Raw genomic sequence first — 12,034 nt, 5'->3', positions numbered from 1 at the left:
GCGCGGCAGCAATCAGGAGACGAAATGACTGAGGAGCGCGTCGAGCATCTGCTCGCCGAGGTACAGGATGAGTTCGGCGTGATACGCGTGCTGGAAGTCGCCGACTACCGTTTTCTGGAGTTCGGCGATGCTATCGAGCAGAGCTGCGTCTTCACCGCTGATCCAAGCTGGCTCGAGTACGACTACACCCGGGCGATGCTGATCGGTGCGCTGTGCCACGAGCAGCCCGAAAGCGCGCTGTTTCTGGGGCTTGGCGCGGGGACGCTGACCCAGGCTTGCCTGAAGTTCCTGCCACTGGAGGATGTCGAAGCGATTGAGTTGCGCCCGGACGTCCCGCGCCTGGCCATTGAATACCTGGGGCTGGATGACGACCCTCGGTTGTATATCCGTGTCGGTGATGCGCTGGAATTGCTCGATACCGCTGAGCCGGCGGACCTGATTTTCGTCGACCTCTATACCGATGTCGGGCCGGGTGTCGGGCATCTGGCGTGGAGCTTTCTGGAAAACTGTCAAAAGCGCTTGAATCCGGGTGGCTGGCTGGTGATCAACCAATGGGCCACCGATGATGGCAAACCGTTGGGCGCGGCGTTGTTGCGCGGGCTTTATCACCGGCATTACTGGGAGCTGCCGGTGAAGGAGGGCAATGTGATTTTGATCGTGCCTTCGGAGCTGGATCAGGAGTTGGACATGGACGGTTTGGTCGCAAGGGCCGAAGGGCTGGCGCCGCGATTGGGGTATTCGTTGCAGTCGTTGATCAAGGCGATTCGTCCGGCGACATAAGGGGTGTCTGTACGGCCTCATCGCGAGCAAGCTTGCTCCCACAGGGGATCTTTGTAATACACAGATATTGTGTTCACTGAAGATCCCTGTGCGAGCGAGCTTGCTCGCGATGACTTATTTCCAGTCAACGCATTCCTCAGACTCCTTTGAAGACGCCGGGCCGCTTCTCGACCATCGACCGCACACCCTCCTTGGCATCCTCACTCGCCAATAACTTCTTCACCAGTGGCGGCAATCCCTGCGCCGCGGCGGTTTCGCCCTCATAACGCGCCTGCCGCGCCGACATCAGCGTCGCCTGCACCCCCAAAGGCGCTTGCCGGGCAATCCGTTCCGCCAACTCAATCGCCCGTGGCAGCAGATCTTCGCTGGCCATGACTTCCTGCACCAGACCCAAATGCAGCGCGTCATGCGCATCAAACTCATCCCCGGTGAGCAGCCAGCGCATGGCATTGCCCCAGCCAGCCACTTGATGCAGACGCAATGTCGCGCCGCCAAACGGGAAAATCCCGCGCTGCACTTCTTTCTGGGCGAACCGGGTGTTGCTGGCGCACAGGTTGATGTCAGCGGCCAGCATCAACTCGATGCCGATGGTCAGGCAGTAGCCCTGCGCGGCAATAATCACCGGTTTGCTGACACGGGGGCCGGCAAAAACACCCCAGGGATCACAGCCACCGTGCGGTGCGTGCCAGCCTTCGGCCAAGGCGGCGCTGGCGCTGACCAAGTCCAGCCCTGCGGTGAAATGCTCGCCATGGCCGAACACCACTGCGACCCGTGCGTCGTTGTCGGCTTCGAATTCGCCATAGGCCATGCTCAGTTCGTTGAGCAACTCAAGGTCGAAGGCGTTGCGCTTGGCCACCCGATCCAGGCCGATCATCAGGACATGACCGTGTCGTTCGCGGGTTACGCGGCTGCTAGCGGGCTGATTCATGGAGCAATTCCTCGGGCGGGAAGGGTGTGTCAGACCGCAGGTTTGCCTGCTAACGATGAACCGTTTTAGCGCTATCGCCAGCAGGGCCGGGCCTTTGAAAAATAGACCGTTGCACGATTATCCGCAAAGCCTGTGACATAACGGTGTATCCGTCAGTTTTTCAACAAATAATGCTCCCTTTTTGGGCGAATTCCGGTATAGTGCGCGCCGGCCTTTAACCGGGCCGCGTTTAGGTAGCGCAATTCCCCGAAGTCAGCTTCGGCTGCACGTCCGCACAGCGGACTCTCCCTTGACGAATCTTTTTCATTCATTCGTTTTCGCAAATCCCCGCCGACAAAGCAGCCAGGGCGACTCTTGAGTCTTACACGGCATGCGCAGCTTTGGAGCATGGGTCTTTGCGGATGCACTTAGAGGCAGACCCATGACCCAGGAAACCGGCGGCTTCGCCGCTTTTAATCTTAATCCGAATATCCTTGCAGCCGTCATTGCGACTGGCTACGAAGAGCCTTCGGCTATTCAGCAGCAATCGATCCCGATCATCATGGCCGGCCACGACATGATTGGCCAAGCGCAAACCGGTACCGGTAAAACCGCCGCGTTCGCCCTGCCAATCCTGCATCGCATCGATCCTGCCAAGCGCGAGCCGCAAGCCCTGATCCTGGCGCCAACCCGTGAGTTGGCGCTGCAAGTAGCAACCGCTTTCGAAACCTACGCCAAGCAAATGCCGGGCGTTACCGTTGTGGCCGTTTACGGCGGCGCCCCTATGGGTCCACAACTGAAAGCAATCCGTAATGGCGCACAGATCGTTGTCGCCACTCCGGGCCGTCTGTGCGACCACCTGCGTCGTGACGAAAAAGTCCTGGCTACCGTGAACCACCTGGTTCTCGACGAAGCAGACGAAATGCTCAAACTGGGTTTCATGGACGACCTCGAAGTCATCTTCAAGGCACTGCCTGCAACCCGTCAGACCGTATTGTTCTCGGCCACCCTGCCGCAGTCGATCCGTGCCATTGCCGAACGCCATCTGCGCGATCCGCAACACGTGAAGATCCAGACCAAGACTCAGACCGTTACCGCGATCGAACAGGCTCACCTGTTGGTTCACGCTGACCAGAAGACCTCGGCTGTATTGAGCCTGCTGGAAGTGGAAGATTTCGACGCCCTGATCATGTTCGTGCGCACCAAGCAAGCGACCCTGGACCTGGCCAGTGCCCTGGAAGCCAAAGGCTACAAAGCCGCTGCGCTGAACGGTGACATTGCTCAGAACCAACGTGAGCGTGTGATCGAATCCCTCAAGGATGGCCGTCTGGACATCGTTGTGGCGACCGACGTTGCTGCTCGTGGCCTGGACGTTCCGCGCATCACTCACGTGTTCAACGTTGACATGCCGTACGATCCGGAATCCTACGTTCACCGTATCGGCCGTACCGGCCGTGCCGGTCGCGAAGGTCGTGCACTGCTGCTGGTGACTCCACGTGAGCGCCGCATGCTGCAGGTGATCGAGCGTGTAACCGGTCAAAAGGTTGCCGAAGTTCGCCTTCCGGACGCCCAGGCCGTTCTCGATGCCCGCATCAAGAAACTGACCAACAGCCTGTCGCCGCTGGTGGCTGATGCCGAATCGACCCACGGTGATCTGCTGGATCGTCTGACTGCCGACATCGGTTGCACTCCACGTGCACTGGCCGCTGCTCTGCTGCGCAAGGCAACCAACGCTCAGGCGTTGACCCTGGCTGCGATCGAGAAAGAACGTCCACTGGTGCCGAACAACGCACCGCGTGGCGATCGTCCAGAGCGTACCGGTGATCGTCCGGACCGTGGTGATCGTGAGCGTCGTGCTCCGGTTCCATTGGCTGAAGGTCGTGCTCGTTGCCGTACCGCGCTGGGTGCGCGTGACGGTATCGCTGCCAAGAACCTGCTGGGCGCTATCCTGAATGAAGGCGGTTTGGCTCGTGAAGCCATCGGCCGCATCCAGGTACGTGACAGCTTCAGCCTCGTCGAACTGCCGGAAGATGGTCTGGAGAAGTTGCTGACCAAACTGAAGGACACTCGCGTTGCTGGCAAGCAGCTGAAGCTGCGTCGCTACCGCGAAGATTAATCCGCCCTTGGGCTGATTGATCGAACATAAAAAATCCCCGACTGGTTCGGGGATTTTTTTTGCCTGTTGTTTGTGCCTGACTCGGTCAACCCGTCAACCAAAACGATAAATGTCCATGCCCAACGCGCCCATGGTGAAACCCTGATGCGTAATGCTGAACTCACCCCCAGCCCCGCGAGCAAAGAACAAAGGCAACAGATGCTCATCGCTAGGGTGATTGCGTACAGCATTGGGCGCTTGCTGCCGATAATCGTGCAGGGCTGCTTCATCGCCGGCCGCGAGTTTCTCGATCATCCAGTCGCGGAATGATTTGGCCCAAGGCTCGACGCTTTCCGGGCCTGCCTGCCAATCCAGTTCACGCAGGTTGTGCGTGATGCTGCCAGAGCCGATCAACAGCACGCCGTGCTCACGCAGGCGGGCCAAGGCATGGCCGACGCGAGTTTGCAGCGCAGGGCCGCCATGCGTGGGCAGCGAGACCTGCACAATGGGGATATCGGCCTGCGGATACATCAACGTCAAAGGCACCCAGACACCGTGGTCGAACGGGCGCTTGGCATCGATGCGTGCTGGCAGATCGGCTGTCTTCAGTAACTCGATAACCTCCGCCGCCAATTGGGGATTGCCGGGTGCCGGGTACTGAACGTCGAACAACGCCTGCGCAAAGCCGCCGAAGTCGTGCCAGGTTTCCGGTTGGGGATTGCCGCTGACCAGCAGCTCATTGCTTTCCCAGTGCGCCGATACAATCACGATGGCTTTGGGTTTCGGCAATTCGGCGGCCAATCGGGCGAGCGCCGGCCCGCTGGCCCCCGGTTCCAGTGCCAACATAGGCGAGCCATGGGATATGTACAGGCTGGGGAACATGAAAGAGCTCCTGAGGGGTAAGATGGCGTCATCTTCAGTCAGATCATTGATCTAAATCTAATATAAGTTTTAGGGTCTTTTGATCGAATTTTCGGGATTAATTATGCAGCCGGAGTTTTGGCACAAGCGGTGGACGACGAATCAGATCGGCTTTCACTTGCCGGAAGTGAATCCTAATCTGCAACGGTACTGGCCGCAGCTGGGCCTGGAAGAGGGCTCACGCGTCCTGGTGCCGCTATGCGGGAAAAGCCTGGACCTGCTGTGGCTGGCGAAATGCGGTCATGAGGTGTTGGGCGTCGAGCTGTCGGAAAAAGCGGTGGAAGACTTTTTCCACGAGCATCAATTTGACCCGGGTGTCAGCGATCAAGGCCCTTTCAAGGTCTATCGGGCCGGCTCGATCGAGATCTGGGCTGGTGATTTCTTCGCGTTGACCGCCGGCGATGTCGCCGACTGCAGCGCACTGTACGACCGCGCTGCGTTGATAGCCTTGCCATCGAAGATGCGCGAGCAATACGCCGCGCACCTTACGCGGATTTTGCCGAAGGAGTCGCGAGGGTTGCTGATTACCCTGGACTATGACCAGGCGCAAATGGAAGGCCCGCCCTTTGCTGTGCTGGATGATGAAGTGCAGCGGTTATTCGGTGGCTCGTGGGCGCTGAAGATTCTGGAAGATCAGGATGTTCTGAGTTCGAGCGGGAAATTCATCGAGGCGGGGGTTACTCGGCTTGAGGAGCGGGTGTATCAGGTTTCCAGTCGGTAACGTGTGTTGAGGTTTGCTGGCCCCTTCGCGAGCACCGCATTGACCAGACAAATAAAAAAGGCCCGCATCACCTGCGGGCCTTCTTGTTGGGTGCTTGACGATCAGCGCTGAAGTCGATGCAGCGCGTTGATGCGTTCTTCCAGCGGCGGGTGGCTCATGAACATCCGTGCGAACCCTTGCTTGATGCCACCGTTGATGCCAAAGGCGTTCAGGGTGTCCGGCATGTGTACCGGCAGGCCTTGTTCGGCGCGCAGGCGTTGCAGAGCGCCGATCATCGCGGCAGTACCAGCCAGGCGTGCACCCGCTTCGTCGGCACGGAATTCACGCTTGCGCGAGAACCACATGACGATGGAGCTGGCCAGAATGCCCAGGACCAGTTCGGCGAAGATGGTTGCCACATAGTAGGCAATCCCCTGACCTTCTTCGTTTTTGAAGATCACCTTGTCGACAAAGTTGCCGATGATCCGCGCGAAAAACATCACGAAGGTGTTCACCACGCCCTGAATCAGCGCCAGGGTGACCATGTCGCCATTGGCCACGTGGCCAATTTCGTGGGCCAGAACGGCTTTCACTTCATCGGGCGAAAAACGCTCCAGCAAGCCCTGACTGACCGCGACCAGTGCGTCGTTCTTGTTCCAGCCCGTGGCGAACGCGTTGGCCTCGTAGGCCGGGAAAATCCCGACTTCAGGCATCTTGATCCCGGCTTCCCGGGACAGTTGCTCTACGGTTTGCAGCAGCCATTGCTCATGACGGGTGCGTGGCTGGGTGATGATCTGGGTGCTGGTGCTCATCTTCGCCATCCACTTGGAGATGAACAGCGAGAACAGCGAACCGGCAAAACCAAAGACCGCACAGAAAATCAGCAGCTGATTGAGGTTCAGATCAACCCCGTTGGCCGCCATGAACCCGTTGAAGCCGAAAAGGCTCAGGGTGATGCTGGCAATCAGCACGACCGCCAGGTTAGTGGCCAAAAACAGCAGGATGCGCATCATGGTTGTAGAAATCTCCTCGTGCTAAAGATGTAGCGTACTGCGGGGTATATAAGGTGCTGCACCGGGCTATTCAACCGGGTGACTATTTCAAACTGTGTCCTACGGCAACAGTCTAGCCGCTTGCAGGCCTTTTCCGATGCGGGCATGGGAAAAGTTTGACAGACAAAGCGTGGCGTAGGCCCCGCCGTTGTTAGGCGCGAGTACCCAACAAGTGACCAGGCATGACTTGAAACAAGGAAGTACGGCAGAACGCAGAGATGTGTTGCTGAATTAATCACCGCGCGACTTTCGCAACAAGCCGCACGGTGACGAACCCCTTTTACTGACGGTAGGATTTGAGGAAGCTACCGATCCGCCCGATGGCCATCTCCAGCTCATCCACGCGTGGCAGGGTCACCACGCGGAAGTGATCCGGCCAAGGCCAGTTGAAGGCTGTGCCCTGAACCACCAGCAGCTTCTCGGAGAGCAGCAGGTCGAGCACAAACTTCTCGTCGTTGTGGATAGGGCAGACTTTCGGATCGATCCGCGGGAACGCATACAGCGCGCCCATCGGCTTGACGCAGGTTACGCCCGGAATATCGTTGAGCAGTTCCCAGGTGCGATTGCGCTGTTCCAGCAAACGGCCCTGCGGCAATACCAGGTCATTGATGCTCTGATAGCCGCCCAGTGCGGTCTGGATTGCGTGCTGGCTCGGCACGTTGGCACACAGGCGCATGTTGGCCAGCATGTCGATGCCTTCAATGTAGCTCTGCGCGTGATGTTTCGGGCCGGAGATGGCGATCCAGCCGGAACGGAATCCGGCCACGCGGTAGGACTTGGACAGACCGTTGAAGGTCAGGCACAGCAGGTCCGGGGCCAGGGACGCGGTGCAAATGTGCACGGCGTCGTCGTACAGAATCTTGTCGTAGATCTCATCCGAGAACACCACCAGGTTGTGCTGGCGCGCCAGTTCTAGCATGCCCAGCAGCACTTCTTTGGAATACACCGCACCGGTCGGGTTGTTCGGGTTGATGATCACCAGCGCCTTGGTGTTCGGGGTGATCTTGGCCTTGATGTCGGCCAGGTCCGGCCACCAGTTGGCTTGTTCGTCACACAGGTAATGCACAGGGTTGCCGCCGGACAGGCTGACCGCAGCCGTCCACAGCGGATAGTCCGGGGCAGGCACCAGCACTTCGTCGCCATTGTTGAGCAGGGCCTGCATCGACATCACGATCAGCTCGGAAACGCCGTTGCCCAGATAGATGTCTTCAATGCCGACACCTTCAACCTGCTTCTGCTGGTAATACTGCATCACGGCCTTGCGCGCGCTGAACAGGCCTTTGGAATCGCTATAGCCCTGGGCGGTCGGCAGGTTGCGGATCACGTCCTGGAGGATTTCGTCCGGCGCTTCGAAACCAAAAGGCGCCGGGTTGCCGATGTTCAGCTTGAGGATGCGATGACCTTCCTCTTCCAGGCGTTTGGCGTGCTTGAGCACTGGGCCGCGTATGTCGTAGCAGACGTTGGCGAGCTTGTTCGATTTGCTGACCTGCATGGCGATGTGTTCCCGAAAATGAACGATCCAGGCGGTGTATGAACTACCGTACTGGGAATCCTGCGTCTTCACACAGGCCTGACGCCTTGAGATGCAGCACTCATAAATCCGTTTGAATGCGCGTGGTCTGGCTGCCAGACTGGCGTTTGACGAGGCGCAATCATACGTGCCACCCGATCCGTGGAAAAGGTACAGATCGGGCTTTTTCAGTTGCTGAGGTGTGATGATGGAAAAGTTGGAAAAAACCCTGGAAGAATGGAAAGCGATGCTTGATCCGGAGCAGTACAACGTTTGCCGGCTCAAGGGCACCGAACGACCGTTTTCCGGCAAATACAACGGCACCAAGACTGACGGTGTCTACCACTGCATCTGCTGCAACGAGCCACTGTTCGACTCCAAGACAAAATTTGACTCTGGCTGTGGCTGGCCGAGCTTCTACGCGCCGATCGGCGACAGCGCCATGGTCGAGATCCGTGACGTCAGCCACGGCATGATCCGTACCGAAGTGGTCTGCGCCACATGCGATGCACACCTGGGGCACGTGTTCCCGGACGGCCCGCCACCAACCGGCCTGCGTTATTGCATCAACTCGGTGTGCCTGGATCTGGTGCCGCGCGAATAATGTGAGCCCGGCGGGAGCATGGCTTGCGGGTATTCTCGCGCTCCCATTGATTTATTAAATTGCACACAATTCAATTGCTCGCTATGTTTGTTTCATCTTCTTTCAACAAGAGTGCAAGTCATGACCGACAACCTGCTGAGCATCCCGTGCACCACCATCAAGGGGGAGCAAAAGACCTTGGCCGATTACGCCGGCAAGGCCGTACTCGTGGTCAATACCGCCAGCAAGTGCGGCTTCACCCCTCAATACAAAGGTCTGGAAGAGTTGTGGCAGACCTACAAGGACCAAGGGCTGGTGGTGCTCGGCTTTCCGTGCAACCAGTTCGGCAAGCAGGAACCCGGCAATGAAGGCGCCATTTCCGAATTTTGCGAATTGAATTTCGGTGTCAGCTTCCCACTGTTCAAGAAGATCGACGTCAACGGTGCCGGCGCGCATCCATTGTTCGTTCAGTTGAAAAAACGCGCCCCGGGCGTGCTGGGTTCGCAGGGCATCAAGTGGAACTTCACCAAGTTCCTGATTGGCAAGGACGGCCAGTTGGTCAAGCGCTTCGCCCCAGCGACCAAACCGCAGGACCTGAGCCGCGAGATTGAAGCCCTGCTCAAATGAACAGCCTGTCAGTCGATTCGCTGAAGCTCGACAGCCAGCTCTGCTTCAAGCTGTACGCCGCTTCTCGGGCGGTGATTCGAGCCTACAAGCCGATGCTCGACCAACTCGGCCTGACCTACCCGCAATACCTGGCCATGCTGGTGTTGTGGGAATGGCAGGAGGCCGCCCCCGAGCAACCGACGGTCAAGGCGCTGGGCGAACGCCTGGCACTGGATTCCGGCACCCTGACGCCATTGCTCAAGCGACTTGAGCAACTGCAACTGGTTCAGCGTCAGCGGTCGGCGCGCGATGAGCGCGAGGTGCACCTCAGCCTGTCACCGGCCGGCAAGGCGTTACATGATCGGGTCGGTCCGCTCAAGGCGCGTCTGTTGTGCGACAGCGGGGTAGATCTGGATCGCCTGAACGATCTGCGCGATGGCCTCGATCATTTGCTGGGCCAGATCAAGGCACTGTCGTAGTCGGAACCCATAGATCAAGCAGCGCGGCCAGTTCTTCGCGGCGGAAGGGTTTGGCCAGGTAGTCGCTCATGCCCGCCGCGCGGCAGCGTTCGCGTTCCTCGGACATGGCATTGGCAGTCAGCGCGACGATGGGCAACTGCGGCCAGCGTCCGCTGCGTCGGATTTGCCGACTGGCTTCGTAGCCGTCCATCACCGGCATGTTGCAGTCCATCAGCACCAGGTCGAAGTCGCTTTGCTCCAGTTGATCCAGCGCTTCGGCCCCGTGTGCGGCGACAATGACCTCGCAGCCGAGTTTGCCGAGCATGCCCTTGGCGACCAACTGATTGACCGGGTTGTCCTCGACCAGCAATACCCGCCCGCGGCGCTGGTGGGGAAGGGCTTCGATCCGCGCGCCATTGATCATTGTGGTTTCTGGCTGCAATACCCGCCGCAACGTCTGGTACAGCGCATTGCGCGCCAGCGGTCGTGCCTGCTGCTGCAAGGGGGCGAGGGCGCTCACCTGTTCGGTGGGCATGAAATTGCCATAAGCGGTCACTAGCAGAATCGGCGCGTCAAGGGTGGGACGCAGGCCAAACAGGCATTCGGGGCAGTCGGTGATCAAAACGTCAGGTTCAAGCCCGAGCAGCAAGTCATCGATGGAGCGCTGTTGATAATCGAGTCCCCACGCCGGTAGCAGGGTTTTCAGCAGTTCGGCCAGACCGCTGCTGGCAGCGGTGATCGCAAGCACCTTGCCGGACAGCGGTGCCGGGGACACAGCTCGGGTGTGGGCGGGCAGCGGCAGATCGGCGCAGAACTGGCTGCCGAAACCGATTTCCGAACTGATCGTCAGACGTCCCTGCATGGCTTCGCAGAGGTTGTAGGTGAGGGCCAGGCCTAGCCCCGTGCCGCCAAATTGCCGGGTAATGCCGGCACCGGCCTGGGTAAACGGTTGGAAAATCTTGACCTGAGCATCGTGAGCGATCCCGATACCGGTGTCGCAGACCTCGATTCTGACACCCTCTTCGAGCGCAGACAGGCGTAAGTCGACACGACCGAAACGGGTGAATTTGAGCGCATTGGACAACAGGTTGCTGACGATCTGCCGCACCCGGGTTGGATCCCCCAGCACCAGCGCCGGAAATCGTGGATCGATCAGGCACGTCAATTCCACGCTCGGCGCCGCATTCTGGGAAAGCAGGTTGGCGGTGTCTTCAACCAGCGCGCCAAGGTCGAACGGAATGTGTTCGAGCTCCAGTTGCCCTGCATCGAATTTGGACAGGTCGAGAATATCGTTGAGCAGTTCCACCAGCACTTTGCCCGAGTCATGGGCGATCGACAGTTGTTGCTGCTGCTCGGCAGTCAGCGGGCCGTCCAGTGACAGCGCGATCATTCCCAACAGGCCGTTGAGGGGCGTGCGGATTTCATGACTCATGTTGGCCAGAAACACCGAGCGTGCTTCGGCCATCTCGATGGCGGTGGTGCGCGCGACTTCCAGTTCCTGATTGGATTGGCTGAGCCTGGCGTTGATCGCCTTGAGTTCGGCCGTGCGTGCAGAAACGATGTTTTCCAGTTGACTGAGGTAGTCGGTCAGGCGGTTTTCAGCGTTGCGACGTTGCTGGATTTCGGTGGCGATGTTGTCGAATTGTTGATTCGCGACTTTGACCAGCACACCTATTTCATCGTTTTCATGCCCCGCCGGGTATTCCAGCCATGTCGGCTCCGCACTGCGCGGATCGCGGCCGCTGAGTTCACGGATGACCCGCACCAGGGGTTTGGTCAGCATTACGTAGAACAGCGCCAGCAGAATGCCTGTCAGGATCAGGCTTCGGGCGAAGCCGTTGAGCAATGTCACTTCGGCCCGGCGCAGGAACCGGCTGCCGAAGGCGTAGGTGTCGACCTCCAGTTGCAAGGTCCCGAGCGATTCGTTGGGCAGGTGATCGAGAAACAGACGGTCTTCGAACTGCCGATTTGCGCCGAACAGGAAGTCGCTGATGGCTCGATAGCCACTTTGCGCGCCAGGGCGTTTGACGCTGGCCAGCACGGTATTGTTGTTGTCGGTGAGTGTCGCGCTGAAGATCGCCGGTGAGCGCACCAGGCCCATGGTCAGTTCCTGGGCGAGTTCTGCGTCGATGTTGTAGGCGATGCGAGAGGCAGGGTTGTGGCTGATTTCCAGCAAAGACAGTATTTCTCGGTTGATGGAGGCGTCTTCGCTGGCATAATCGATGCCTATTTGCAGCAGGCTGAGCAGCGTGCCCAGAATGAAACCAACCAGCACAGTCAGCCTGGCTTGCTTGTATGACAGCCGGTGGGTGAATTTGATGTCCATGGGGTGTTGAACCACTTCCGTTTCCTTTCGCTGCTCAAGCATAGTCGATCATGCATGCATTCCGATGTTCTCGCGAACCCCTGAGCAGGGGTGAAC

At 58.8% G+C, this 12,034-nt stretch carries 11 protein-coding genes; 6 read left to right on the top strand and 5 right to left on the bottom strand.

Going from position 1 to position 12,034, the window contains the following annotated elements:
- The first annotated feature begins 24 nt into the window (after window positions 1-24).
- Window positions 25-780 (top strand): spermidine synthase, encoded by a 756-nt coding sequence (locus NL116_RS21615; RefSeq protein WP_123432631.1) that lies wholly within the window; start codon window positions 25-27, stop codon window positions 778-780.
- Window positions 781-916: 136 nt separating this feature from the next.
- Here NL116_RS21615 and NL116_RS21610 read toward each other — a convergent pair whose 3' ends face one another.
- Complete coding sequence (locus NL116_RS21610; protein WP_494373957.1) at window positions 917-1,708, bottom strand: crotonase/enoyl-CoA hydratase family protein; 792 nt, start codon at window positions 1,706-1,708, stop codon at window positions 917-919.
- 421 nt (window positions 1,709-2,129) lie between these two features.
- On the opposite strand from NL116_RS21610, the gene NL116_RS21605 reads away from it, so the two are divergent.
- Window positions 2,130-3,803 carry a DEAD/DEAH box helicase gene (locus NL116_RS21605; RefSeq protein WP_007943712.1) on the top strand — a complete coding sequence of 558 codons (1,674 nt, stop codon included), beginning with the start codon at window positions 2,130-2,132 and terminating at the stop codon, window positions 3,801-3,803.
- 93 nt (window positions 3,804-3,896) lie between these two features.
- On the opposite strand, the gene NL116_RS21600 is transcribed toward NL116_RS21605, so the two are convergent.
- On the bottom strand, window positions 3,897-4,664 hold the full coding sequence (locus tag NL116_RS21600) for a DODA-type extradiol aromatic ring-opening family dioxygenase (RefSeq protein WP_494373956.1): 768 nt from the start codon (window positions 4,662-4,664) through the stop codon (window positions 3,897-3,899).
- A 103-nt stretch (window positions 4,665-4,767) separates the two neighbouring features.
- Between NL116_RS21600 and NL116_RS21595 the strand changes: the two genes are divergently transcribed.
- Entirely contained in the window at window positions 4,768-5,424 is a 657-nt protein-coding gene (locus NL116_RS21595) for a thiopurine S-methyltransferase (protein WP_494373955.1), read from the top strand.
- Window positions 5,425-5,525: 101 nt separating this feature from the next.
- Here NL116_RS21595 and htpX read toward each other — a convergent pair whose 3' ends face one another.
- Window positions 5,526-6,416 (bottom strand): protease HtpX, encoded by an 891-nt coding sequence (gene htpX / locus NL116_RS21590; RefSeq protein WP_027925729.1) that lies wholly within the window; start codon window positions 6,414-6,416, stop codon window positions 5,526-5,528.
- A gap of 319 nt (window positions 6,417-6,735) precedes the next feature.
- Window positions 6,736-7,947: a pyridoxal phosphate-dependent aminotransferase gene (locus NL116_RS21585; protein ID WP_027925730.1), complete on the bottom strand. Its 1,212-nt coding sequence runs from the start codon at window positions 7,945-7,947 to the stop codon at window positions 6,736-6,738.
- Window positions 7,948-8,173: 226 nt separating this feature from the next.
- Between NL116_RS21585 and msrB the strand changes: the two genes are divergently transcribed.
- The 3 genes from msrB to NL116_RS21570 all read left to right on the top strand — a co-directional run bounded on the left by msrB (window position 8,174) and on the right by NL116_RS21570 (window position 9,633).
- Window positions 8,174-8,569: a peptide-methionine (R)-S-oxide reductase MsrB gene (gene msrB / locus NL116_RS21580; RefSeq protein WP_494373954.1), complete on the top strand. Its 396-nt coding sequence runs from the start codon at window positions 8,174-8,176 to the stop codon at window positions 8,567-8,569.
- Window positions 8,570-8,689: 120 nt separating this feature from the next.
- On the top strand, window positions 8,690-9,175 hold the full coding sequence (locus tag NL116_RS21575) for a glutathione peroxidase (protein WP_494373953.1): 486 nt from the start codon (window positions 8,690-8,692) through the stop codon (window positions 9,173-9,175).
- Entirely contained in the window at window positions 9,172-9,633 is a 462-nt protein-coding gene (locus NL116_RS21570) for a MarR family winged helix-turn-helix transcriptional regulator (protein WP_494373952.1), read from the top strand. Before NL116_RS21575 ends, NL116_RS21570 begins: the two co-directional genes overlap by 4 nt.
- Here the strand turns inward: NL116_RS21570 and NL116_RS21565 are convergent.
- Window positions 9,617-11,938, bottom strand: a complete 2,322-nt coding sequence (locus NL116_RS21565) for a hybrid sensor histidine kinase/response regulator (RefSeq protein ID WP_494378110.1) — start codon at window positions 11,936-11,938, stop codon at window positions 9,617-9,619. The two genes, NL116_RS21570 and NL116_RS21565, sit on opposite strands and share 17 nt — an antisense overlap.
- Window positions 11,939-12,034 lie beyond the last annotated feature (96 nt).

Source organism: Pseudomonas sp. FBCC-B1667, from assembly GCF_059133255.1.
This window is presented reverse-complemented; position numbering and strand designations above follow the sequence as displayed.